Here is a 24,211-nt window from a genome sequence, read left to right on the forward strand (position 1 = left end):
TGCCAGATCATTAATAAAATTAAATTCAAAAATCTTATATTTGAAAAAATATTCAAGCGATATCAGTGAAAGAGGCCTTACACCATAATTTATAGAGGTGTAAGGCTTTTTCTATAAGGGATTACCAAACTTTAATATAATTTTTACCTTTTTTCAAAAGTGTAATCGGCCCTATTGGAGACTTTTCTACTCTCTGCATATCCAACAAATCAGTATCCAGGATCACTTCACTACCATCGGGGCGCTCAAATTCAGCGTCAACGATACGTACCCGTGCTAATGTTGCTGTTGAATGTACTTCACCTAGAAAAACATCGAAATTTTCCGGTAATTCACAGGAAAGATAAACTTCTTCTCCCTTATCAACTATTCTGAAGTTTGGATGAAAGCTTTTGTCAACTATCTTATCTTTTTCTCTTTCAAACGGTTCTGCTCCGGCCAAATACGCATTGTTATTAATATAAACAGGTTGTTCCACCAAGTTAAATATTTCAGCGTCTCCGGGATTTTTGTGTACGTTTTCAATATACTCTTCTAAAGAAGCCGTGTGGTTTTTATAATGGGACGTTCCGACACCTTCTAATCCATCAGCTCCAATGAAAATATTATTATAAAAACGGTCATCACCGCCGTAAATGAAAGAAAAACCTGCGATTTTGGTGCTGTGGGGGAGGTGATACTGTGTAGAACGTGTCATTTCTTTCCAATGATTCATCTTACCGCAGATTAGGTTGTTTATGTAAGCTCCACCCTGTGACACATTGTCCAGAGAATATTCAGAAGCCATTATATTGTGATCAACGATATATGGCCCATGGCTTACTTCAACAAACAAATCACGATTATTGCTATAAAATAAATTCTTACTAATCCTTGTTCCCTGTGTCTGCCAATCTGACCATAATCCTAAAGAGCAGTCATGGATACGGTTATGGTGAATCTGGACATCTATGGCTGCATGGAGCTTGATTCCTGCAATTTCGTGACCGTAGAATTCACGTTTCAGAGCAATTTTATATATATGGTTGTGATGAATTTCACTAAAGACACCGCCCAAGTGACCCACAATTCCATTTTGACCGCAATCATAAATCGTATTATTACGGATAATATGGGAGCCGATTTTTTCCTTGCACCAGCCATTACGTTCAGCAGAAAAGACAGATTCAAGCTGGTACTGGTATCCGGGTTTGTCTTTCCGGACGGAGCGATAATTATGCCCGGTGGAGGCTTCTTTACCAATACTGATGGCGCTGCATTTTGCATCGTGAAGGATATTGTTTTCAATAATCCAACCCTTGCTCCAATTGGCGCCAAGCAGTCCAGGCTGATCCGCTGTCGGAGGTGCCCATGGTGTTGCGGCCTGCGCCATTTCAAAGCCTCTTACTGTAATATAATCAATCCCTGTCTCTTGGGGATAGAAACAAGATCTGCGAACGTTAACCTCAACAAATTCTCTGTTCGGATCAGCGCCTTGGAAATTCGCATATATGGTTGTATTATCAGCATTCACTTCTGCAAACCAGACATATTTTGTCTGTTCCTGATTATGAACAGGAACCATTTTTCTTGTCCAGTGGTCCAATACTTCTGTTGTAACCTTCGGATCGATCAGTTGTTCAAAGCGGCTAACTTCATAAAAAGACATACCGTTTAAATAAACGTCTCCTAAATGCTTGGTTTCCTCAATTGTTACGAGCCAATCTCCGGACACTTCAAGAGCATATGGGTTATAGTTACCAAAAAACTCATTCGGCAATACAACCTTCCAAACATTCTCTTCTGCATGCTGCCAACTTTGAATATGCTCTGAGCCTTTAATGATTACTTTTTCACCTTTTGCAGCTTGATAAGTAATTCTTCTCTTGGTGCTTAATCCTTTAAATTTTGGTTTTACCCATTCACGATATACCCCTCCATGGACAATAACCGTGTCTCCTGCCACAGCAGCAGAAGCTGCTTTATTGATTGTCAGAAATGGATCTTCCTGACTCCCCTGGCCGTGATCTGAACCAGTTTTTGCTACGTGATACTCCATAGTCTTATATCCTCCTTTAAATTCAATTTATTTTATTATAGGAAATAATATTTGTTAATTCTATCCAAAATATAGTACACTTTAAGACAATATTAGTGTTCTGGCAAAGGAGAGTTGTATGGTCTTATTTGAAAAACATGGAATGGAGGGGGAAGAATTCTTTCATTTTTTTCCTTTGAAGAATTATAGCTTTCCCCTTCATTTTCACCGAGCATATGAAATGATCTATGTTAATGATGGACAGCTATATGTATCCATTGATCAAAAAGAGTATCTTTTGAAGGAAAATGATCTGGTCTTTATCTTTATAAATCAAATGCATGAATTTAAGACCATCGATTACTCTAATATTACAATCATCCTTTTTTCGCCAGAGTTGATCGGCGACTTTTTTATGAATTTAAAAGGCTTAATTCCAAATGACAGTGCATTGCATTTGGAGAGAGCTATTGATTTTAGTAAGCTGAATTCAATCTATAGCCAGAAAAGTTTTTTATATGCTGTTTGTGCTGATCTGATAAATCAGAAATCGTTTACCCTAGTTAAGCAATCACCTCAGACAAAGGTGCTCTATAAGATGCTGCTTTATGTAGAGGAAAATTATTCTACTGATTGCACATTAAAAGACATTGCAAAATATCTGCAGTATGACTATCCTTATCTATCAAAGTTGTTTGTCCAACAAATGAACATCACCTTCACAGACTACTTAAATCATTTTCGGATTTCACAGGCATGCTATTTGCTGAAAAATTCCCAGCAGGCGATTGGTGAAGTTGCAATCAAGTGTGGTTATAACAATTTAAGAACCTTTCATCGTAACTTCAAGGAAATAACCAGGAGAGCGCCTAGAGAATATCGAGCAATGGACTAAAGAAGAACGGCATAAGCATAAGGTGAATGCGTTGAGCACTTTGTTGACCTTCAGCTTAAACTAGCTGGTGATTATGTTGAAAATATAATCATTAATTCTCAACAATCTTCAGATCATAATTTACGATCCTTCTAATCCAAAGTTTTGCTAGCAATAAATTAGAAAATCCATAAACGCAGCCATCCAATTACCAAGAATTTTTCTACATGACGCACACCATTTTAAATCGGTTATGTGAACAGGTGCGGCAATCCCTTGTCATCTAAAAGCCGTGATTTACGAGGGCTTATCAGAATATCTGGTAAGTGGTTTCAAAGGGTTCGTTTCCTGTCTGGTCACAGGGTAGAAGCTCACTCGGTTGTGATGCGCTCGGCAACAAAAACGATTCGATTCGTACACAGTATACATCACACAACAAATGTTTTCGGTACGTTCGCTGTGGCAGTATTCACTTCATTCTTAAGGGTCAAGTCGCCAAAACTTAAAAATAGCAAGTCTCTTGCAACTTAGAGACTTGCTATTTTGTGTTTTCGGTTCATTAAATTTTGTGAAAAAAAATAGTTCCAAAGTTATGAATTTTCTAAAAATTTATACTTTTAACAGCCGAAGGGCACTGCGGTTGGTACGTCATGTCGGAACGAGGAGATTGATTCAAAAAAATTGGTTGGTAAACTTGAGCTTTGAGTTAATAAAAAAATGTCGGATGACAAAAGCCATGTTGCATTAGGAGCCGCCTAAATGACGGCTTTTTTGTTTTAAGAAATCAAGTTCATGCTCCGAGCCAAGGACAAGAACTTGATTATTCCATTGCCGATTAGATATCTACCTATTTAATGCTCACTATACCGACCATCCAGTTGTCGCAGGAGCAGACGACCTCATTCTGGAGCGGTTGAAGCGAGGTTCGTTGACTGTCAAATAAGAAGCCCTTAGTGAGCTTTTTTTAGACAATTCTTTAATAGATAACCCAATTTATAAATTTATACTGTGCAGCTTTGAAAAAGCTCAATAAACTTCTGAGCTGCTGAAGAAAGGGGCAAGTCTTTTTTGATAGCAATACTTAAAAACCTTTTAGGTATGATTTCTTGGATGGGCACTATGAATAGCTGTTGTTGATCCAAATCGCTGCGAACAAAATCCTCGATTACACACGATATGCCCAAACCTTTTTTAGCAAACTCAATTAACAGTTCCATGGTACTCAGTTCTATTTTAGGTATTACTTTTAAGCCATATGAAGTGAAAAAGTTGTCAATATATTTTCTTGTATTAAGTCCTTTCTGCATGAGAATGATCGGGTAATTTACTACTAGTTCTTTTAAGAATATTGGTTTATCACATATTTCTTTAAATCTCTCACCTACTACAAAACAATCTTGTATTTCTATTTTTCCAATCACCGTCAGAGAATCTCTGCTTCCGTTCAGATTGATGATTCCTATGTCAACTTCGCCTGACTCTAGCTGCTTAATTGTAGAATGAGTAGATTGATCTTTGATATAAATCTCGATATTAGGGTAAGCCAAGGAGAATGTCTCTAGGTATTGCATCAAGAAGTTACTACAAGCTGTTGTGCTTACGGCTATTCTTAGTTGGCCAGCATCTAAATTCCTTAATTCCAAAAATTTTCTTTCAGCCGCCTGTAATAACTCATAGCTTTGTTCTACATATTGATATAATATCTCTCCTTCCGCAGTAAGGGACACTCCTTGTGCCCTTCTATGGAACAACTGTCCACCTAGCTTATTTTCAAGCAGTTTTATGGACTGACTAACTGCCGATTGTGATGTAAATAGTTCCTTTGCCGCATTAGACATACTTCCAGCTTTTACTGTGATATAGAAGATCTTATAGAGTTCATAATTAATATCCATATAAGTATTTAGTATACCTCCTATACTTATTATTAATTTTACTTATTATACTGCGTGAATTATACTCGGGTTGTCAATGATTAATCGATAAATTGAGAAGGTGATCAATCTAGTATTCCCATATTTAAGATATATTATTGACTCATCTGTAGGAGATATTCAATCTTCAGAATTTGAGAGGGGATAATACTGTGAGGCGGGATTACTTTTGCAATGGACACACTTGAAACCGTTCTTTTGGTATTTTCTTTTCTCGTGGTTCTAAAATCGGATAAACGATTTATTGAAGCACTTCGTTCAATTTCAGATTGGCTAATTGATCAAAGTAAGAGAAAGGGGAAAATACATGGCTATCATATTCATAATTTTCGCATTATTGGCAGGAATGGCCTTGCCTACACAATTTAGTGTTAATGCGCAGCTAAGGACAGTGGTGGGATCACCTATTGTTGCTTCGGCCATTTCTTTTACAGTAGGTGCCATCTCATTAATAATCATATCTTTTTTTGTAAAAGGATCGTTGTTCAAAAAAGAATGGTTTGAAGCTCCCTGGTGGATGTGGACAGGAGGACTACTGGGTGCTTTCTATGTATTGGCGACAACCATTCTCATGCCCAGAATAGGAGTAGCAGCTACGGTTGGATACGTTTTAGCTGGACAAATAATCGTGTCGGTGATCATTGATCATTTTGGATTAATTGGTGCTAGTATGCACACTTTGAATATTCCTCGATTATTGGGAGCTCTTTTGGTTATTGCAGGAGTCTTTATCGTACAAAAATTTTAAATACATTTGGGGGAAACGTACATGAGCAAAATAAGAAAAGACTTTCTGTGGGGAGGGGCTATTGCTGCTAATCAAGTAGAAGGTGCACATCGCAGGGATGGAAGAGGGTTAAGTACCGCTGATATTCAGCCGTTTATTCCAGGAGCTGATCCTATTGATCTACATTTTAATAACATGGATTCAGAAACATACGAAAAATACAAACATGGGACATACTATTTCCCTAAGCGCCAAGGAGTACATTTCTACGAACGATACCGTGAGTATATCGATGCGTTAGCAGACATGCATGTAAAAACGTTGCGGTTGTCTATTTCTTGGAGCAGGATTTTTCCGAATGGAGATGATACCGCTCCAAACGAGCAGGGTTTGGCCTTCTATGATCGATTATTTGAGTACATGAAAGAAAAAAATATTGAGCCAATCGTCACGATTTTCCATTATGAAATGCCTTTAAATTTGGTTGAGCAATATGGCGGTTGGACAAACCCGAAACTGATTGATTTCTTCGTGAAGTATGGGGAAACCGTCCTGCAAAGATATCATCAAACCGTTAAATATTGGATCATTATCAATCAAATTAACCTTGTCCACAAAGAGGCATTTGCCTCCCTTGGCATACTGAAAGATAAAGTTGATCATTACGAGCAGTCTCAGTTTCAAGCGGTTCATCACCAATTCGTAGCTTCTGCAAAGATTACTGAGTTTGGCCACAAGCTAAATCCATCCCTTCAAATGGGAATGATGTTGGCCGATACGTTAACCGCCCCTTATTCATGTGAACCTGCAGATGTCGAACTGAATTTCAGACGGAATCGAATGCAATATTTCTACAGCGATGTTCTGATTCGAGGAGAGTATCCAGAATATGCATTGACGTATTTCGAAGACCATGACATCCAGCTGGAAATTACGGAATCGGAGAAAGAGTTGCTTTGGAACAATACAGCCGATTTCCTTGCAGTCTCTTATTACTGGTCAAATACTGTTAAAGCTAGTGAGAATACGATGGACCCTAATTCTACCGTCAAAAATCCCCATTTGAAAGCGAATCGCTGGGGCTGGTCTATAAATGCTTCAGGATTATATCTCTGCATGTCTAAGTATTGGGACAGGTATCATGTTCCCATGATGGTGGCTGAAAATGGTCTTGGATTTAAAGATGTTTTAACAGCGGACAATAAAGTTCATGACGATTATCGCATCGAATACCACCAGGAGCATATTGCAGCACTGAAAGAGGCAATACATGAAGGGGCAGATGTTTTTGCCTATTGTACCTGGGCGCCTTTCGACATCATCAGTGCAGGTACTGCTGAAATGAGCAAAAGATATGGCTTTATTTATGTGGACTATGATGATGAAGGTAATGGAAATGGGCAATTCCATTATAAAGATAGTTTTTACTGGTATAAGCAAGTTATTGATACAAACGGCGAGGATCTTCATAGAACACAAACGATTAGGATGAGAATCACTAAATGATGAAGGCACCCCCGGATCATTTTGTATCGTTTCAGTAGTACGGTATGTGGAAAATGGTCCGGGCATTTATAATAGGAGGGACAACTATGAGTTATCAAAAATTGGCAAAGGATATTCTGGATGGCGTAGGAGGAAAAGAGAATGTAAATGCGGTGTGGCATTGTGCCACTAGATTGAGATTTAAATTAAATGATGTGAGTACTGCAGATACCAAAAAGATTGAAAACACAGATGGGGTCATTACCGTCGTCAATAGTGCCGGACAGTATCAGGTGGTTGTTGGTAATTCCGTTGCTCAAGTCTATGATGCACTAACATCATTACCTGGAATGGCATTACATGCTTCTAGCAACAATGAAAGCGCTTCAGAAAAACGAACTGGGAAATTTAATCCTGTCAGTCAGTTGATGGATTTTGTTTCGGCCGTATTTACGCCATTTCTGGGAGCCTTGGCTGGATCCGGAATTTTGAAAGGCATTCTAGCTTTATTTACAACAATGAACTGGATATCGACTGACAGTGGTGCGTATAAAATATGGAATGCAGCAAGTGATGCCATTTTCTATTTTTTGCCGATTTTCTTGGCATTTACTGCGGCCAAGAAGCTTAAAGTCAACCCATTCGTAGCCGTTTCGTTAGCTGGTGCACTCATTCATCCGTCTTTAGTAGAGATCGTATCCAATTCACAAACGATTGATTTCTTTGGCATACCGATCATACCAATTACGTATACGGCGTCTGTGTTTCCCATTCTGTTGTCGATTTGGGGCCTCTCTTACTTGGAACCTTTGTTGAACAAATTCTTTCCGGAATCAATTCGTAATATGCTAACCCCTCTGGTTTCTCTAGTGATTATGTTGCCTTTAACTTTGGCTGTTATCGGCCCTCTAGGCACAAAGATCAGTGACCTGTTCGCCATGGTATTGTTAGCAATCTTTGGTTTCTCCCCATTACTTGCTGGGTTGGTTTTAGGAGCGTTCCATCAGTCGATTGTCATTTTCGGAGTCCATTGGGCGCTGATTACGCTGATGATAAACAATGTCGCTAATCAAGGATACGACCAATGGTTGCCAATTGTATGTGCAGCCGTACTTTCTCAAGCAGGTGCTGCTCTAGGCGTATTTTTGAAAACCAAGGATGCCAAAATCAAAGGCCTATCGGGTTCTGCAGCAATCACAGCCATTTTTGGTATCACTGAACCGGCAATTTACGGCGTAACCCTTAAATTAAAGCGTCCATTCTACTGTGCAATGATCGCTGCTGGTATTGGAGGCGCTGTTATTGGATCGTTTGAAGTACATGCATCCACATTTACATTTCCTAGCTTGTTGGCTATTCCAACTTATTTAGGCCAAGGTTTCATTGGAGAAGTCATCGGATTGATTATTGCATTCTTTGGAGCCGTCATTTTAACTTATTTCTTCGGTGTTTCGAATAAGAGTGTGACGAATTTGAGTGATCAAGCAAATCCAAACGAGGTTGTGGTACCTGTGAATGGCCAAATTGTTCCTTTAAGCAGTGTAAGCGATGAGGTGTTTGCTTCTGAAGCGATGGGTAAAGGAGCAGGGATTGTTCCAATTAGCGGAATTGTTACAGCTCCGGTAAACGGAACGGTAAGCAGCGTGTACAAAACCGGGCATGCGATTGGCATTGTATCTGATTCCGGTATAGAACTTTTGATTCATATCGGTATTAATACTGTGAAATTAAAGGGACAACACTTTAAACCATTGGTTAAGGAAAATGATAGAATTGGCATTGATGACAAATTAGTTGAGTTTAACTTGGAGCAAATTAAGGCTGCGGGTTATGATCCTACGGTAATGGTTATTGTTACGAATTCATTTAATTATGATCAAGTGCATGTGAATCTGGAGGATCCAAATTCAAAACAGTTATTACATGTGATTCCTGCAAAACCTAGCGTTTCATCTTCAAATTTGGTTTAACACAGGACAGCATGGATTTGATCTTGGAAGTAAATTGAAAAAACGTATAACAGCCAGCTATAGCTATTATAGCTGGCTGTTTTTAGTAGATAGTTCTGTTGCTAACGAAGAAAAGGATTAAGAAATTACGAATGCTTGGGTAGTTCAGCAAAGTATTGGACAATAAGGTCTCGAAATAGCCTTATCGACTTCGAGAGGTAATGAGTTTGCTTCTAGGACAATGTAATTCAAAGCCTCTAGAACACGTTCAGCACCAATTGCAAATGTGAACCACATCTGTTGTTCCTCCAACACTCATAACGAAAAATTTTAATGCAAACGTGCTTAGTAGTCTCCCCTTCGAAAAGGTATTAGCCGAATGGTGAACAGAATGTTTCTGTAGACTGAAGATCCTTTAGTATGAATTTCAAGTGTTCTCTAGCTGATTGATTCAATGGTTGTAAGGGCAAAGGAAGACTGGGACTTGAGATCAAGCCACTTATTTCTGCTGCTGCTGAAATAACGCGAAGGCTGCCATATTGACGAAATAACGACCAAAGCGGTTCAAGTAGCGCCGAGAGTTGTTTCGCTTCTTCAGCAAAACCGGACTGGGCCAAACGGGTCATTTTTTGGCACGCCCTTGGAAACAAACCACCAAGAACTGAGTACCATACTTCACAGCCTGCATCCAAGCCAGTGACTGCGGATGAGTCTCCACTTATTCCTATAGTTACATGGGGAGGAATGGCCGTTCGCAGTTTTCTAATGCGTGCCTTGGCTGCTTCAGGATCAGAAGGCACTCCAGGAATCTTGATAGAACGAACGTTAGGCAGCTCAGCAATCCGACCGTGCAACTCATCACTGAAATGAAAATGTGTAGTCCCCGGATTATCATATACGCAGAGCGGAATAGAGAGCGAGCTTGTCACCTGTTCATACAACGAATATACCTCTTCATTTGTTAATGCCTGGTAAGAAACAGGAGCTAACAGCACTGCGCTTGCTCCTGCTCTTTGTGCATCTTCCGCTAATCGAAGTACTTCAGAAGTACGAATCGCACTTATACTTGTCATCACGGGAATCCCCTCAGATGAATGGACAGCAAGTCGAAGCACACGTAAACGTTCTTCTCGATTAAGATATGCATAATTTCCAGTTGAACCCAATGCACCAATTGAGTCTACACCAGCTGCAACTAATCGTTGAATTAGTGTCACAAATGCTTTTTCGTTAATACCTGTCTCGTTAACTGGCGTGAGTGGAAAAGCAGATAATCCACAGAACATAAAGCTACACTCCTTTATTAATTGACCTTCAAAATACAAACACATTATAAAAATGAATTAGACACAATTAAAGTACCAATTGAGAGACAAATAACAGTACCAATTCTTCTAGAGAAACTTAAGATCGAAACAAAGAGAAGCTTCGGTGTCAACTTGGATATTACATCTTTTAACAGATCAGGTTAGTTGAGAAAGATAAAAAGCATTCTATATAGAATGCTTTTTATCTTTCTCATGATTTAGTGATGTATGAGAGTGTGTTAATATGCGGTCAAGTACGTTTTCAGTAAGTGGCATAAAGTAATTGAGTATTAACCCCCCTAAACAAACGGTTAACAAAGTTCCAATGCCAATGGGGCCATTTAAAATGACTGCTATGATCAAGAATATAAGGTAGATGAGTGTTCTCGAAAAAAATAGATTTGTTCTAGTTAATTCTTGTATGATTAATGTTAATCGGTCAACTGGAATTGGTGCAAAATTTGTCTGTAAATATGTTGCAGTTCCTAATCCTACAACAACTAAACCAATTCCAAAACAAACAACTTTGCTGTACCATAGTTCAGGTGCTATCAAATTGTGTAATAAAAAAAGCCACATATCAATACCAATACCCGTTATAAATGCTGTTAACAACCCCAAAACTTCTGGTCTTTGTCTTTTTAAAAGCGAATTACAACATATCAATATTATAGCTATTATGATTTCCCAACTTCCCACAGTAAGCCCCACATTTATGGACAGTCCTACCAAAAGTGCATCAAAAGGTGAAGTCCCAAGGTCTGATTGTATAGTGAACGAAATTCCAAGGGATAATATAAAAATTCCTAATACAAAAAAAATATATTTCACTTTACTCGACCTCTTTAATATATTTTTTTGTTGCAAATGCAATAAAAATAAGGTAAATTCAATATATATCATTTTTATTGCATTTGCAATAAAATAGGGGCAAAGGAGTTAACTATGAAGGAAGTGCTTCGTGAAATTGGAATGATCGCAAGGGCATTAGATTCTATAAGTAATATCGAATTTAAAGAATATGACCTTACAAAAGGGCAGTATTTGTACCTTGTGCGAATATGTGAAAACCCAGGAATCATTCAAGAAAAGTTAGCCGAGATGATAAAAGTAGATCGAACAACTGCATCTCGTGCTATAAAAAAACTTGTAATTAATGGCTTTATTGAAAAGAAAGAAGATAACCATAACCAAAAAATTAAAAAACTCTTTCCAACAGAGAAAGGGAACAATGTTTATCCTTTTATAAAAAGAGAAAATGATTATTCCAATAACATTGCATTAGAGGGATTTTCGGAAAGAGAAGTAGAAACCATTTTCAATCTTCTTCAAAGAGTAAGAGAAAATATAGGGGATGACTGGGAATTTGTAAAAAAGGGGAACAAAAGAAATTATTGATTTACATGAAGGAGAGATGCATTAAAGTGACTGTGAAAATAATAAAGTGCAGCCGTGAAGATTTACAAATACTCCAAGAAATAAGTATTGAAACATTCAACGATACTTTTAAAGATCAGAATTCACCTGAAAATATGAAAGCCTATATGGAAAGAGCATTTAACTTTAAACAGTTGGAGGAGGAATTGTCCAACGTCTCTTCAGAAATCTTTTTCATCTATTTCAATGAAGAACCGGCTGGATATTTAAAGGTAAATATGAATGACGCCCAATCCGAAAAACTGGGTGATGAGTCGCTCGAAATTGAGAGGATTTATATAAAAAATAAATTTCAAAAACATGGGCTTGGTAAATATCTGCTAAATAAAGCTATGGAAATTGCGATGGAACATAATAAGAAGAAAATCTGGCTCGGTGTATGGGAAAAAAATGAAAACGCCATTGCTTTTTATAAGAAAATGGGGTTTGTTCAAACTGGCGCGCACTCTTTTTATATGGGTGATGAAGAACAAATTGATTTCATAATGACCAAAACAATAATATAAGTTTAGGATGATATACGAATTCTTATTAATTTTATATTGTAATTTATTCACTAATGTGTATAATGTTAACTATAATTGAATTCAAAAATGTTTTCTAGGGTTCCGCGATGTAATATCGGCTGGTCCGAGAGAAAACTCACAGTCGTCGTACTGTGCCACGGAGGGATAAAAGCCTGGGAGAAAAACTGCTGTATGCAGTATTCTCTCAGGCTTTTTTTATTGCTGCTATAAATCCATACTACATTTGTAGCATTATCAAAAAGGAGGAAGCACAGAATGAACAAGACATGGTTATCTGTTGTAATTGCGGCATTATTTGAAGTTGGATGGGTCATCGGCCTGAAACATGCCAGCGGATGGTTAGAGTGGGGGGGTACTTTAGTTGGAATTTTAGTAAGTTTCATACTCATGATTATGGCTTCCCGTACGCTTCCGGTAGGTACGGTGTATGCAGTGTTTGTCGGGTTGGGAACGGCCGGCACTGTATTGGCAGAAATTTTGTTGTTTGATGCTGAGGTACAGGGATCTAAATTGTTGCTAATCGGGGTGCTTCTGCTCGGAGTTGTAGGGCTCAAAATACAGAGCAAAGAGAAGAAACAAGGAAAAGAGGTGCACTGACGTATGAACTGGGTATTTCTAATTTTGGCAGGCGTATTTGAGATGATGGGAGTTCTTATGATTAATAAGCTCCATAAAGATCGGAATTTCCTGTCTGCTTTTTACTTGCTTGCAGGCTTTGGATTGAGCTTCTTGTTTCTATCCCTGGCCATGGAAACACTACCCATGGGAACGGCCTACGCTGTCTGGACCGGTATTGGGGCTTCTGGCGGGGCCATATTGGGCATGATCTTTTACAGTGAACCGCGTAATACCGCGAGAATTCTGTTCATTGCGATGGTACTCGGTTCAGCAGTTGGCTTAAAGCTGGTAAGCTGATTAATGATGGAATTAGACATACTGGTCATCTTAGAACAGCAGCGAACTATCTGAATGCTTATGGGCTATCATTAAATTTAAAAATAGAAAGAAAAGACCAGCGTGCAGACAAAGTATCGATAAGAAATTTTGTCTGCATGTTTTTTTGCATTTGCTTACCCTTCTATACTCTGATCTTTAGGATCGCCGCGTTGTGTTTTCAGTTTTAGAAAATGAAGAGTCATTTGAAGTTTCAGACGAATATCACCATCGCTTAGATCAATCTCGAAAAGCTCACGCATCCTGTTGATTCGATAGAACAAAGTATTTCTATGAATAAAAAGTGTTTTAGCAGCAATATTTGGAGTGTCCACATATTGAAGATAGGCTTCAAGGGTAGGTAGCAAACTTGTTTTGTGGGCATTGTCATAAGCAATTAACTTTTGGATAACTGGATGGCAGAAGTCAGCGAGATCGTTCTGTTCCGATATGATCTTTCCAATATGCTCGCAGAGATAGTCCTCATACATATATACTGGCTTGTTAGAATTAAGTTGGAAACCAATCTCGATGGCGGTTAGGCATTGCTTATAATATTTTCGCAAAAAGGTTAAATGACTAAAGCAGTCACTCAGCGAAGCAGTTAGGCCGTTTACTTGGAGAAATTCCAGAATTCGTTTGTCTTCAGCAATGATTTTACAGGATGAATCAACGAGGGAAATGAGAAATACAATACGTCCCTGATATACGATCCAACGGCTATCCGGAAGTAATTGGATCATATGCTGTGCAACCAACTGAACTTTCCCGTCAAAAAAGCCGTTCTTCAGGTCTGTCAAGGTCATCACTCTCAGGTAAGGTGTAAGCGTCCATTCCAGATGAGCCAGTCGCATTGCGATGACATTAGCATCATTGAGCTCGCCTGTAAGCAGTTCGGAAAGCAAAAAACTATGCATCATTCCTTGATTGCAATTATAAAAGTCGTTCTTTTGCAATTCTACCGAAACCAACTCACAAAGAAATTGTACGAGTTCAAAATCAATATCTGTAAATTTACGATCCAGTTCCATAACACTGACCTGCGCGAATTCTATACCATGTACGTACACAAAAGCTGTTATCCAACAGTCGTTGGTCTCGGGATCGCGTGAATAATAAGGAGTAAGAGCCATACGGGTTAATTCGTACAGATTGGATTTCTTCATGCTCTCAATATTATTGTCAAGAATATAACCCAAATTTCGCTGCTGTTCGATATCAGGTCGGCTGGGGATGGGGGCCTGACACATAGCGAGTAACTTATAGCCTGCGTCGACAATGATTACCGGATTACCAAAGATGCGTGAGGCCTCGTTTGTCAAGTATTGCAAACCTTTGTTTGAGTAAAGTGCGGATATCAGAGTGTGCATATGCTCAATGAGCCGATTCTCATGAGCAAGTATAGATGAAATCTTTCCCGAAAGATCCAGCAGGTCCAGTCCATTTGGCAGAAGGGTAAGGCAAGTATAAGAGTCTACAAGTGCATCACAATCCTGAATGCAGAAAAGAGGAGTGTCTGTAGGAAAGTCCTTTGGCAAATCCGAAAGATTGCCTATATAAGCGGTGTCAGCCTGGAAAACGGAACTCAACCGCAGGATAGTAAATTCACTGATTTCTTTTGTTTGCATGGCCTCTTCGGGCAAGGAAAGATAACAGTCGCTAAGTTTTCTGATTATTTTTTGAATTTTCACGAGAGCAGCCTCCAAAAGCTTTTTAATCCTTGTGCAATATTACAAAATATCGTCACTATATCGGCCCTGGTTTAAATTCCAGCACATAGGATATAACGCTTTCATTATATATACTGAAATTATTACGCGCTGCAATAAATAACACTTTAATCAAAAAATGAGTAATATTGTTTAAAATCAAAACTCTGTGAGGGAATAGTTTTGGAATTATGTGAGCAAATTTATGCGAAATTAGTGGAGAAAGCTGAAACTCTCGCATGGATTTGCTTCAGGATCTATGCATAACAAATACAAATTGCAGGAGGATATTAATGAAAATTTTAGGGATCAGTTGCGGTAGAAGGATGAGTAATTCAGAAATCCTTGTCAAGGAAGCTCTGATGGGTGCTGAAGAACTGGGTGCCGAGGTAGAGCTTATACGTCTTAATGACCTGCAAATTAAACCTTGCACCGGTTGTAATGCTTGTGTAGTCAGCCTGCTTGAAAAGTGTGGCTCAGGAGATTGTGTGATAAAGAACGATGATTATGGATTTATTGAAGAAAAAATAATGGAATGCGACGGGTTAATTGTGAGCTCAGCCATTTATGAGAAGAGTCCGAGTGGACTGTTGAAGACTCTGAATGACCGGATGGGCCCTTCCCATGATATTGCCTTCCGAATGATTGCCAAGAAGCAACGCGAAGAAAGAGGAATAACTACTGGTAAAGGCCCAGATGAAAGAAGCTTTAAACAAAGAGTGGCTTCTCTTATAGCTGTAGGTGGGAGTGAGTGGGACACACTTGCTCTGCCGATGCTCCATCTTTTCACGCTGCCGATGCAAATCAATGTTGTAGACAAAATGCTGGTTAATTGGGTTGGCTTGCCTGGATCAGTAGTCTTTAAAGAAAATGAATTGAACAGAGCTAGACAATCTGGTCGTCATGTGGCTGAAACACTAATGAATCCGAATACGGAAGCGAAATATATTGGCGAATCTGGTTTATGTCCAATCTGTCATTCCAAACTCGTTGAAATCAGAAATCATGATGATAATTATCCTGCAATATGCGGAATTTGCGGTGTAAAGGGCACTTTGGAGGTTGAACAAGGCAAAGTTAAATTCAATGTCGCGGAGGAAGATAGAGCGCATTCTCATGTTCTAATCTCTGGGAAATTCGAGCATGCGGATGAATTATATAAAGTTTCATTAAAACCTAATTCCAAGGCTGGAGAATTGCCTGAAAGATTAAAAAAATACAAAAACTATTTATCTTATTCCAGACCTGCTCGTAATTGATATTCCGGATAAAGTGCTTATTCTTTTTTTGAAAGGCTGAGAGCGAATTTGGCTGGTAAGATGCTTGCTGAAGTAGGCATGGTTGGAGCTGGTCTAAACGGCGTCAGTTTTTCATCTTATACACTCTTTTGGTTTATAGGACCTAAGATCATTAATGATTAATTTAGTTGTTGGGAAAACTTCAAAAAGTATCACTCTGGAATATCACTTAGTTATGTAAAGACCAGTCAGATGCAATAAGTTTCTGAACATAAATCCTTTGTTGCTGTAACTAACCGCATCACCTGGATCAATCCCTAAAAATTGACCTGACACTAATCGTTAAACTCCTTCGAAAAGATTCATCAGACTAGCTCCAATACGTGAACTAATCACCTACACAGTTCTTCAGGGACTTTCATGAGGCAGCCTTTTGAGGTGCTCGTTCTTGAGAATCCCCCGTTCGGGCGTGTACTTTCGTACAATTGACTTTGATTTAGAATTTGATCCATACTTCAGATGAACGGTTGTTCAAAAAAACATTGGAGGGATTTTTCATGCGTTTGGGAGGAAAAGTTGCGGTCATTACAGGCTCAGCATCAGGAATGGGGAAAGCAATTGCAGAATTATTTGCAAAAGAAGGCGCAAGTGTTATTGTTTCAGACCTGAACATTGAAGGAGCTGAATCGGTTGCAGCAGGAATTAAATCAGCTGGCGGAACCGCCGTCGCAGTAAAAACCAATGTTGCTGATTTAAATGATATTCATGCTATGATCGATACTGCTGTTAATGAATTCGGAACTCTCGATATTTTAGTTAACAATGCGGGCGTTATGGATAACATGGCGCCTGTAGGAGATGTGGACGACGAGACATGGGATTTTATATTCGATGTTAACACAAAAAGCGTTATGCGTTCGATTCGAAAAGTTATCCCGATCTTCCTGGATAAAGGGAATGGAGTGATTATAAATACGGCATCTACGGGCGGCTTCAGCGGCGCGCATGCGGGCGCTGCTTACACTGCCTCAAAGCATGCGGTAATCGGTATTACGAAAAACACGGGGTTCATGTATGCTCAAAAAGGTATCCGATGCAATGCCATTGCGCCAGGAGCGACAGCCACAAACATTACTTCAACGATTCATAACTTAAATGAGTTTGGCGCGTCCCGAACGAAGGTTACACAAGGCGTAATTCCTCGCGTAGGGCAGGCGGAAGAAATCGCAAAAGTAGCCCTTTTCCTGGCATCAGACGAATCGAGCTTTGTGAACGGGGCTGTTATAGCTGCAGACGCGGGTTGGACGGCAGGCTTCTAATCCACTGTTTAACGAGCACACATGCTTCAAAATATATAATCATCGAAGTAAGATCCTTGCAAGGTTAAAGTAATATTCAATTGAAAGAGATGTAATGTCAAAAATAATGTTATAAAATGACAGGAGCGTTGACACACGATCCCGTCATTTTTTAGTTATATTTAGATATCATTATCATGAATGTGAGCTGCATATCGTTTTTCTCGTTTTTTGCGATCGAATAAGGAAACACTAGTCACCGCAGATCCCCGAGATTTGCGCGAATATTATCTGAATACATACTACAAGGATGTCGAGGGACAAGAACAAGGTCCCATTGAAAGTCGCTATTTTATCGGCTTTTTTATTTTATCGGTACAGTTCTTGTCCCAAGCCAAGATAATCAATAAAAAACTTACAGTGAACAAACATCAGACGAGGAACATTGACATATGAAAAAAACCATTGGATTTATTGGAGTCGGTAATATTGGAAGTATGATTGCTTGTTTTGCAGTGGCTGCAGGATATGACGCTGTAGGGGATAGGGATGTAACCAATCGTAGTAAGAGGCGATTGATTACATCCCTATTTTTGGCGTGGAGAAATCAATGTGGTCATTAGTGACTTTTCTTCAGAATCATCTGAGGAAGCTCTAGCAACAATCTGTCCATCGTGAGCGGATCATCGAAATTGTACTTGTTCTCGGTAAGAATAATACGGTCGATGCTTTTCGAGTTCCAGTATGGTAACTGCATCAGTCTTCTGTATAACCGGATCGTACGGGGATCGTTATCCATGAGAATAAAATGGGTATCGGCTTCATAGCTACAGGCATGTTCCGGTCGCGTCAGTTGAAAAGGAATGCCTGCCCGGATTAGTTCCTTCACCTTCGGAGGAGGCTGCATGCCGTCAGGGTGGTATACAGTAACTGCAAAGCCTTTCATGCTCATGATGTAGAGATTGCCCTCAACGATGGAAAACACAGCTGCTGTTTGCTTAACATCCATATGCTTCGCCAGGCCTATCCACATTTGTTTACTTGCAGCGCGATGCCGATAAATCCATTGTTGTGCAAGCTTCTGCCGGTTCATTAGCTCTGCTGTTTGCATGATTCTTGAATAGACGTGTTCATAGCGATCGATGAGCACGGTTGGGGCAATGGATGCCAATTCTTCGATCCAATCTTGACGGAAACCAGAATGAATGATCAGGTCAGGAAGAAGCTTACGTATTTTGCCCGGTTCACCCAGTAATCCAATATCCTCAATACCATTGATGGAATCCCAGTACAGACCTCTTTTACCTATGATCTCCACATCTGCGCCTATCGGCGTGATACCCAAGGACAATAGATCGCCCAGCGAATAACCAACGGCAACGATCCGTTTGTAAGGAACCTCGGGCATGAGCACGGGAGATGAGCTGACTGAAGCAGCCTCCTCGTACTGGCGGGGAGTGATCCCTTCCGTTTGTCTAAACTTGCGCGCAAAGTAACTCTCATCCTTGAATCCCACGGCTTGGGCAATCTGTGCAATCGTGTCCTCGGTCTGTAACAACAGCCGCTTGGCGTGTTTCATACGAATATCCAACACGTAGTCCAACGGTTTTTTTCCTGTGATGGACTTGAATAAGGTACTGTATTGCCATTTAGCCACACCTGCGATGCTGTACAACTGGCGGGCCGTAATGTTTTGCTGATAGTGAGATTCGATATAAGTGACAGTATGCTTCACCGCTTGAATGTTATCGGATATTTCCGTATTCCGTCGAATGTTTTCCATCAGGAACAGGAGTAGTTCCTGCAACGCAATCTGCTGTTTCAATCTCGACTCTTCGGGGACGGGAGTGGGGCGCTTCAATGAGAGGTCGAGCGTTCCTACCAAATCAAGTAACCTTGATTCGTCAGTAATGTTCATGCGCGTCTCGTACGGAATCATGGACAGTAATTCATTGGCTGGTTTCGACTCTCCAAGCCGGTATACACTGAACACGATGACGATGGCCGCCGCGGTATTCAGCTGCGTGGCGGACGATGAAGCCCCCAATGTTTCTTCGTGCGGATCGACGAATTGAATGCTGGCCTGCGCATCAGGTGCAAGCAGTAAGACATCGTTTTTTTCGGTCTGCACGAAATGCTTCCTCAAGTGTAACACACCGGATGTCGACTTAAACACGACGAGGCGATGCGCCCCAGGCGAGCTCGGGATAAGCTGTTTGCAGGACAGCCTGCGGAAAAGGCTCACGCTTTGAGGGATGTATATGTCGTATCCTTCATTCGGCAAAAAGGAAATTTCTTTTCCGTCAATTGTTGAACGTTCCATGTTGTGCTCCTTAACCAAATGTATTTTGAACCGCGGTTCCAAGCAAGACATGCATAGACAAGTCAATTGTCGCAAGCCCGGTTCTGTTTTTTGTGCTATAAAAAATCAGAAATATATCCATTGTTCAATCATACCAAACTCCTTAACATAAATTGAAGATGATTTTCATTCTCATTAATGTTTTAGGGGGCTTTACCATGCGAAAGAGAAAAATGTTCCAAGGCATACTTGTCATGCTATTTATGCTTCTGCTTGCTGTGACAGCGGCATGTTCCAAAAAAGAGGAGGCAGCACCATCTGCGTCAGCTAACGGGGAACAGGAAAGAGCTAAAGAAATAACGGTTTCATGGATGAGGGATTTGGGTCCATCTAATCCGCACGCGTACTATCCATCACAGCTGTTCTCACAATCCATGATTTACGAACCGCTGGTTGAGTACGGCGAAGGGGGAAAAATCAAGCCTCATTTGGCCACCAGTTGGGAGATTAGCGAGGACGGCAAAGAATATACTTTCCATCTTCGGGAGGACGTCCAATACTCGGACGGAACACCGTTCAATGCCGCTAGCGTCAAGCGTAACATAGACGCGATCCTGCAAAACAAGACGACGCATAGCTGGCTGGGAACGGCCAAATTGCTGGATCACCTCGAGCTTGTTGACGAGTACACCGTCAAGCTTGTCATGTCAGAGCCGTACTATCCGGTTTTGCAGGACTTAACGACCGTGCGTCCATTCCGCTTCTTGGCCGATGCAGGCTTCCCGGAAGGGGACAATACGCTGGAAAGCATTCAGTCTCCCATCGGCACGGGGCCATGGATGCTTGAAGAATACAAGCAGGATGAATACAGCGTATTCGTGAAAAACCCGAACTATTGGGGCGAACAGCCTGAACTGGACAAGATCACGGTCCGCATCATACCGGATGCCGAAACTCGGGTACTAGCCTTCGAGAAAGGCGATCTTGATCTCATTTTCGGAGAGGGTTCCATTAGCCTTGACGAATTCACGCGCCTGCAAAAGAACGATGCATTCGAAACGGAAGTATCGGGCCCGTTGGGCACGCGAAACTTAATCCTGAATACGCAGAATGAAAAGCTGGCAGATACGCGAGTAAGGCTTGCATTGCATCACGGATTTGACAAGGCTGCGATGGTCAAAGGCATCACGTCTGACGTGGAACAGCCTGCGACGCAGGTGCTAACGACCGATTATCCTTACGTTAGCCAGACGTTCCCTGGATTTGCATACGATGCCTCCAAAGCAGCAGCTTATCTGGACGAGGCAGGATGGAAGGTTCCGGCATCGGGCGGTACCAGGGAAAAGGATGGCGAGAAGCTGTCGTTTGAGCTGATGTACGATACAACTGACCGCATCCAGAAAGCGATGGGCGAGACACTTCAGGCCGAATGGGCTGGACTTGGCGTTGAACTTCAGTTGACGGGACTTGAGCTGACCGAACAGACCAAACGTTTCCGTGAGGGAGACTATGACATGAACTTTTGGTTCAACTCCGGAGTGCCTTACGATCCACATACATTGGTCAATGCGGTAGCGGAGCCTACCTTTGGCGTTGCAGAGGCACATCTCAATATTGAAGGCAAGGCAGAGCTTGACGAACAGATCAGGCAAGTACTGGCTTCCGTTGACGAGAAACAGAGACAAGAGCTTTATGATCAGATTTTACAAAAAGTTCAGGAAGAATCGGTTATTATACCCCTGTCCTATATTCGTCAATATAACGTATACCAGAAAACACTGGATAACGTTTCATTTCCGGAGAGCAGATGGGATCATCCATTTAATAGCATTCACCTAAAATAAAGAAAAGGAAGGGCCACTCATGGCAGGTTATATTTTTAGAAGAGCACTGACGCTGGTTCCACTCGTGCTGTTCGCCACCTTCGTAGCTTTTGTGCTAATGAGGCTCTCTCCGGTTGATCCGGCCGAGGCGTACTTCTCGGCAGCTCATATCAAGCCTAACGAGCAAATGCTACAGGAGAAGAGGGGAGAACTGGGGCTGGACGATCCCTTTATGTCTCAGTACGTTCAATCTGCTGTTCGCATGCTACAGCTAGACCTCGGGACGTCGTACCTGTCCTCCAAGTCTGTCTGGGGAGAGATTTGGCAACGGTTGCCCGCAACGTTGCAGTTGACGGGGAGCAGTATGTTGATCGCTTTCGTAGCTGTTGTCACACTAGGGTATCTCTCGGCCGTACACGCCGGGCGGTGGGTAGATTATGCGGTGCGCATTCTTTCCTACATCGGCGCATCCTTACCGCAATTCATGCTGGGTTACTTACTGATCTATCTGTTTGCCCTCCACGGGGACTTGCTTCCCGTGGAGGGAAAGGGCACATGGCAGCATTTGATTTTACCATCATTGACTCTCTCTTTGGCACTTGTGGCAACCTATGCCCGACTGTTTCGCGAGAGTATTCTGGAGCAGATGAAGCAGGCTTACGTGGACTATGCGCATACACGAGGATTAAAGCCGCGCAGCATCATGCTCAGACATGTGGTTCGACTGGCCATTCTCCCCATCATTACCGGATTCGGTATGAATCTAGGTAGGCTTATCACGGGAACGATTGTGGTAGAACGAGTATTCTCCTGGCCCGGTTTGGGGCGGTTTTTCGTGGAATCCATTTTCAACCGCGATTTACCAGTCATTCAGGGCTATGTTTTTTTTGCTGCCTGTCTTTACTTATGTACAAGTCTCCTAACCGATCTTCTGCACATGGCTGCTGATCCGAGGCTTTCCTTGCAAGAAAGGAGCAGGTAGGAATATGAAATTGAAAAGTTTGTTTTTTGGCAAGCGGCTGGTCGTAGGCTTGTGCCTGTTCTTTTTGTGTGTTTGCGCAGTAACAGCTATCTTTGCTCCATGGATAGCTCCCCATGATCCGAATCAGATACGAATGGCTGACAAGCTCGTTCCATCCTCGGCTGAGCATTTACTGGGTACCGACCATTTGGGCAGGGATGTGTTGTCCAGACTCATCTATGGTGTCCGGATTACGTTTGGACTGGTGTTGGGTGTCTTTTCCATATCTGTGCTGGTTGGTGTATCGATTGGCATGTTATCCGGTTACGTAGGCGGTTGGCTGGATCAGCTATTAATGCGGATTTGCGACGGCATGCTTGCATTTCCGAACCTCGTCCTTGTGCTTGGCATCGTTGGTATGCTTGGACCAGGGATATATCAGGTCATTATTGCACTGCTGCTGGTACAGTGGGTGTACTATGCACGTATGACTCGGGGTCTGGTGTTGCATCTGCGTTCCGAGCCGTATTTGCTGGCTGCCCTCATTTGCGGTTCCAGCCGATTAGCGATCCTGAGAAGACACGTTTTTCCGCATATTTTCCCGCAAATTGTGGTGATCGGTACGCTAGAGATGGGGTGGGCCATCATGGATATTTCAGCTCTTTCCTTCCTGGGACTCGGCATTCAGCCGCCTACCGCGGAATGGGGAGCGATGATTAATGAAGGACGCGGCTATTTGCGCGAACACCCTTCCCTAATGCTATATCCGGGATTGTGTATTTTACTTGTAGTCACCGCGTTCAATGTACTGGGGGAGTCGCTCTCCCAACTGCTCGGCGTAAAGAAAGTGAAGGAGAGGAGCACCCGCAATGTTCGAAGAACATCACGTCAGATCGGCAACCCCTGAACCATTGCTTGCACTTCATAATGTCTGTGCCGATGTGATCGAAGACGGCGCTTCTCAACGATTGCTGCATGATGTTTCGTTTTCGTTGCAGCCTGGACGCGTCGTAGGTCTTGCAGGACAGAGTGGCAGCGGCAAAACGCTAACCTGTCGATCGATTCTTCAGCTACTCGATCCTGCCATCCGCATAAACGGCAGCATCAGACTGAGAGGTGATGAACTGAACGGCATGACTGAAGAGCAGTTACGCACCATTCGCGGAAATGATATTGGATATATTGTTCAAAATCCAATGAATGCACTGGTTTCTGTTCATACCATCGGAAGCCAGTTTGTCGAAACGATCCGCACACATGCCCGGTGTAGTAAAACGGATGCGTTGACACTGGCTGTGCAGGCACTTGAAAGTGTAAGGCTGCCTGATCCGCTGGAACTTCTCAAACGATATCCGTTCGAGCTTAGCGGAGGCATGCTGCAACGCGTGTTGATTGCGCTAACGATGTGTCTGTCACCCTCCATCGTCATTGCGGACGAGCCCACCACAGCCCTCGATACCATTAATCAATACCATGTATTGGAGGAACTAGAGAGACTGCGGATGAACCAGGACGTTGCCATCCTGCTTATTACGCATGATCTTGACGTCATCGCAGAGATGGCAGACGAGGTCATCGTGATGCATGAAGGACGGATCGTGGAACATAACGACGTATTATCCATATTCAATCGACCACAACATTCCTATACACAAGAATTGCTACGCAGTCGGTTGAATGAATGAACGGA

The 24,211-nt window shown here is 41.6% G+C and carries 21 protein-coding genes and 1 riboswitch; of the genes, 15 read left to right on the forward strand and 6 right to left on the reverse strand.

From position 1 onward, the window contains the following. Nucleotides 1–121: 121 nt before the first annotated feature. The gene (locus tag NSQ58_RS26195; RefSeq protein WP_339202181.1) at nucleotides 122–2,038 is read right to left on the reverse strand and encodes a right-handed parallel beta-helix repeat-containing protein; all 1,917 of its coding nucleotides are present in this window, start codon (nucleotides 2,036–2,038) and stop codon (nucleotides 122–124) included. A 118-nt stretch (nucleotides 2,039–2,156) separates the two neighbouring features. Between NSQ58_RS26195 and NSQ58_RS26200 the strand changes: the two genes are divergently transcribed. Continuing rightward, nucleotides 2,157–2,912, forward strand: coding sequence for a helix-turn-helix transcriptional regulator (locus NSQ58_RS26200; protein WP_053325454.1), 756 nt, complete (start codon nucleotides 2,157–2,159; stop codon nucleotides 2,910–2,912). 980 nt (nucleotides 2,913–3,892) lie between these two features. Here the strand turns inward: NSQ58_RS26200 and NSQ58_RS26205 are convergent. Next, entirely contained in the window at nucleotides 3,893–4,786 is an 894-nt protein-coding gene (locus tag NSQ58_RS26205; RefSeq protein WP_023988631.1) for a LysR family transcriptional regulator, read from the reverse strand. A gap of 346 nt (nucleotides 4,787–5,132) precedes the next feature. Here NSQ58_RS26205 and NSQ58_RS26210 point away from each other — a divergent pair, with 346 nt between their 5' ends. The 3 genes from NSQ58_RS26210 (at nucleotide 5,133) to NSQ58_RS26220 (ending at nucleotide 9,007) form a co-directional block, all read left to right on the forward strand. Beyond that, complete coding sequence (locus NSQ58_RS26210; protein ID WP_023988632.1) at nucleotides 5,133–5,573, forward strand: DMT family transporter; 441 nt, start codon at nucleotides 5,133–5,135, stop codon at nucleotides 5,571–5,573. Between the two features lie 21 nt (nucleotides 5,574–5,594). Continuing rightward, entirely contained in the window at nucleotides 5,595–7,058 is a 1,464-nt protein-coding gene (locus tag NSQ58_RS26215; RefSeq protein ID WP_340982064.1) for a glycoside hydrolase family 1 protein, read from the forward strand. Nucleotides 7,059–7,144: 86 nt separating this feature from the next. Further along, complete coding sequence (locus NSQ58_RS26220) at nucleotides 7,145–9,007, forward strand: beta-glucoside-specific PTS transporter subunit IIABC (protein WP_023988634.1); 1,863 nt, start codon at nucleotides 7,145–7,147, stop codon at nucleotides 9,005–9,007. Between the two features lie 350 nt (nucleotides 9,008–9,357). Here NSQ58_RS26220 and NSQ58_RS26225 read toward each other — a convergent pair whose 3' ends face one another. Both NSQ58_RS26225 and NSQ58_RS26230 read right to left on the reverse strand, forming a co-directional pair. Then, a complete protein-coding gene (locus tag NSQ58_RS26225; protein WP_279833697.1) occupies nucleotides 9,358–10,272 on the reverse strand; it encodes a dihydrodipicolinate synthase family protein in 915 nt (304 codons plus the stop codon). Nucleotides 10,273–10,479: 207 nt separating this feature from the next. Next, nucleotides 10,480–11,124 carry a YczE/YyaS/YitT family protein gene (locus NSQ58_RS26230; RefSeq protein WP_340982063.1) on the reverse strand — a complete coding sequence of 215 codons (645 nt, stop codon included), beginning with the start codon at nucleotides 11,122–11,124 and terminating at the stop codon, nucleotides 10,480–10,482. Nucleotides 11,125–11,238: 114 nt separating this feature from the next. On the opposite strand from NSQ58_RS26230, the gene NSQ58_RS26235 reads away from it, so the two are divergent. The 4 genes from NSQ58_RS26235 to NSQ58_RS26250 all read left to right on the forward strand — a co-directional run bounded on the left by NSQ58_RS26235 (nucleotide 11,239) and on the right by NSQ58_RS26250 (nucleotide 13,172). Then, a complete protein-coding gene (locus NSQ58_RS26235) occupies nucleotides 11,239–11,691 on the forward strand; it encodes a MarR family winged helix-turn-helix transcriptional regulator (protein ID WP_068938417.1) in 453 nt (150 codons plus the stop codon). A gap of 26 nt (nucleotides 11,692–11,717) precedes the next feature. Continuing rightward, the gene (locus NSQ58_RS26240) at nucleotides 11,718–12,236 is read left to right on the forward strand and encodes a GNAT family N-acetyltransferase (protein WP_338533596.1); all 519 of its coding nucleotides are present in this window, start codon (nucleotides 11,718–11,720) and stop codon (nucleotides 12,234–12,236) included. Nucleotides 12,237–12,319: 83 nt separating this feature from the next. Beyond that, a riboswitch (guanidine-I (ykkC/yxkD leader) is annotated at nucleotides 12,320–12,418 on the forward strand. A gap of 94 nt (nucleotides 12,419–12,512) precedes the next feature. Continuing rightward, nucleotides 12,513–12,854 (forward strand): DMT family transporter, encoded by a 342-nt coding sequence (locus NSQ58_RS26245; RefSeq protein ID WP_023988640.1) that lies wholly within the window; start codon nucleotides 12,513–12,515, stop codon nucleotides 12,852–12,854. Nucleotides 12,855–12,857: 3 nt separating this feature from the next. After that, a complete protein-coding gene (locus NSQ58_RS26250; protein WP_023988641.1) occupies nucleotides 12,858–13,172 on the forward strand; it encodes a DMT family transporter in 315 nt (104 codons plus the stop codon). A gap of 155 nt (nucleotides 13,173–13,327) precedes the next feature. Here the strand turns inward: NSQ58_RS26250 and NSQ58_RS26255 are convergent, their stop codons facing one another. Continuing rightward, the gene (locus NSQ58_RS26255) at nucleotides 13,328–14,881 is read right to left on the reverse strand and encodes a PucR family transcriptional regulator (protein WP_338533597.1); all 1,554 of its coding nucleotides are present in this window, start codon (nucleotides 14,879–14,881) and stop codon (nucleotides 13,328–13,330) included. 311 nt (nucleotides 14,882–15,192) lie between these two features. Here NSQ58_RS26255 and NSQ58_RS26260 point away from each other — a divergent pair, with 311 nt between their 5' ends. The 3 genes from NSQ58_RS26260 (at nucleotide 15,193) to NSQ58_RS26270 (ending at nucleotide 18,058) form a co-directional block, all read left to right on the forward strand. Beyond that, complete coding sequence (locus NSQ58_RS26260) at nucleotides 15,193–16,158, forward strand: flavodoxin family protein (protein WP_068938415.1); 966 nt, start codon at nucleotides 15,193–15,195, stop codon at nucleotides 16,156–16,158. Between the two features lie 536 nt (nucleotides 16,159–16,694). Further along, nucleotides 16,695–17,456 carry an SDR family oxidoreductase gene (locus NSQ58_RS26265; protein WP_028541265.1) on the forward strand — a complete coding sequence of 254 codons (762 nt, stop codon included), beginning with the start codon at nucleotides 16,695–16,697 and terminating at the stop codon, nucleotides 17,454–17,456. Between the two features lie 431 nt (nucleotides 17,457–17,887). After that, nucleotides 17,888–18,058 (forward strand): hypothetical protein, encoded by a 171-nt coding sequence (locus NSQ58_RS26270; protein WP_155613676.1) that lies wholly within the window; start codon nucleotides 17,888–17,890, stop codon nucleotides 18,056–18,058. On the opposite strand, the gene NSQ58_RS26275 is transcribed toward NSQ58_RS26270, so the two are convergent. Beyond that, complete coding sequence (locus tag NSQ58_RS26275; RefSeq protein WP_341058507.1) at nucleotides 18,055–19,758, reverse strand: helix-turn-helix domain-containing protein; 1,704 nt, start codon at nucleotides 19,756–19,758, stop codon at nucleotides 18,055–18,057. The two genes, NSQ58_RS26270 and NSQ58_RS26275, sit on opposite strands and share 4 nt — an antisense overlap. A 197-nt stretch (nucleotides 19,759–19,955) precedes the next feature. Here NSQ58_RS26275 and nikA point away from each other — a divergent pair, with 197 nt between their 5' ends. From nikA to NSQ58_RS26295, 4 genes are read left to right on the forward strand one after another with little or no spacing between them, the layout of a single operon-like run. Further along, nucleotides 19,956–21,581 (forward strand): nickel ABC transporter substrate-binding protein, encoded by a 1,626-nt coding sequence (gene nikA / locus NSQ58_RS26280; protein ID WP_068938412.1) that lies wholly within the window; start codon nucleotides 19,956–19,958, stop codon nucleotides 21,579–21,581. 19 nt (nucleotides 21,582–21,600) lie between these two features. Beyond that, on the forward strand, nucleotides 21,601–22,542 hold the full coding sequence (locus NSQ58_RS26285) for an ABC transporter permease subunit (RefSeq protein ID WP_023988650.1): 942 nt from the start codon (nucleotides 21,601–21,603) through the stop codon (nucleotides 22,540–22,542). A 4-nt stretch (nucleotides 22,543–22,546) separates the two neighbouring features. Further along, complete coding sequence (gene nikC, locus NSQ58_RS26290; protein WP_023988651.1) at nucleotides 22,547–23,428, forward strand: nickel transporter permease; 882 nt, start codon at nucleotides 22,547–22,549, stop codon at nucleotides 23,426–23,428. Next, nucleotides 23,391–24,206, forward strand: a complete 816-nt coding sequence (locus NSQ58_RS26295; RefSeq protein ID WP_048481501.1) for an ABC transporter ATP-binding protein — start codon at nucleotides 23,391–23,393, stop codon at nucleotides 24,204–24,206. The genes nikC and NSQ58_RS26295 overlap by 38 nt, the downstream gene beginning before the upstream one ends. The last annotated feature ends 5 nt before the right edge of the window (nucleotides 24,207–24,211 follow it).

It is taken from the genome of Paenibacillus sp. FSL M7-0134 (genome assembly GCF_038007865.1).
Lineage (GTDB): Bacteria > Bacillota > Bacilli > Paenibacillales > Paenibacillaceae > Paenibacillus > Paenibacillus polymyxa_B.

Bases quoted from the DNA above. Each gene is read 5' to 3' on its own strand.
- NSQ58_RS26195 (WP_339202181.1), bottom strand. From the start codon at position 2,038: ATGGAGTATCACGTAGCAAAAACTGGTTCAGATCACGGCCAGGGGAGT.
- NSQ58_RS26200 (WP_053325454.1), top strand. From the start codon at position 2,157: ATGGTCTTATTTGAAAAACATGGAATGGAGGGGGAAGAATTCTTTCAT.
- NSQ58_RS26205 (WP_023988631.1), bottom strand. From the start codon at position 4,786: ATGGATATTAATTATGAACTCTATAAGATCTTCTATATCACAGTAAAA.
- NSQ58_RS26210 (WP_023988632.1), top strand. From the start codon at position 5,133: ATGGCTATCATATTCATAATTTTCGCATTATTGGCAGGAATGGCCTTG.
- NSQ58_RS26215 (WP_340982064.1), top strand. From the start codon at position 5,595: ATGAGCAAAATAAGAAAAGACTTTCTGTGGGGAGGGGCTATTGCTGCT.
- NSQ58_RS26220 (WP_023988634.1), top strand. From the start codon at position 7,145: ATGAGTTATCAAAAATTGGCAAAGGATATTCTGGATGGCGTAGGAGGA.
- NSQ58_RS26225 (WP_279833697.1), bottom strand. From the start codon at position 10,272: ATGTTCTGTGGATTATCTGCTTTTCCACTCACGCCAGTTAACGAGACA.
- NSQ58_RS26235 (WP_068938417.1), top strand. From the start codon at position 11,239: ATGAAGGAAGTGCTTCGTGAAATTGGAATGATCGCAAGGGCATTAGAT.
- NSQ58_RS26245 (WP_023988640.1), top strand. From the start codon at position 12,513: ATGAACAAGACATGGTTATCTGTTGTAATTGCGGCATTATTTGAAGTT.
- NSQ58_RS26250 (WP_023988641.1), top strand. From the start codon at position 12,858: ATGAACTGGGTATTTCTAATTTTGGCAGGCGTATTTGAGATGATGGGA.
- NSQ58_RS26260 (WP_068938415.1), top strand. From the start codon at position 15,193: ATGAAAATTTTAGGGATCAGTTGCGGTAGAAGGATGAGTAATTCAGAA.
- NSQ58_RS26265 (WP_028541265.1), top strand. From the start codon at position 16,695: ATGCGTTTGGGAGGAAAAGTTGCGGTCATTACAGGCTCAGCATCAGGA.
- NSQ58_RS26270 (WP_155613676.1), top strand. From the start codon at position 17,888: ATGAAAAAAACCATTGGATTTATTGGAGTCGGTAATATTGGAAGTATG.
- NSQ58_RS26275 (WP_341058507.1), bottom strand. From the start codon at position 19,758: ATGGAACGTTCAACAATTGACGGAAAAGAAATTTCCTTTTTGCCGAAT.
- nikA (WP_068938412.1), top strand. From the start codon at position 19,956: ATGCGAAAGAGAAAAATGTTCCAAGGCATACTTGTCATGCTATTTATG.
- NSQ58_RS26285 (WP_023988650.1), top strand. From the start codon at position 21,601: ATGGCAGGTTATATTTTTAGAAGAGCACTGACGCTGGTTCCACTCGTG.
- nikC (WP_023988651.1), top strand. From the start codon at position 22,547: ATGAAATTGAAAAGTTTGTTTTTTGGCAAGCGGCTGGTCGTAGGCTTG.
- NSQ58_RS26295 (WP_048481501.1), top strand. From the start codon at position 23,391: ATGTTCGAAGAACATCACGTCAGATCGGCAACCCCTGAACCATTGCTT.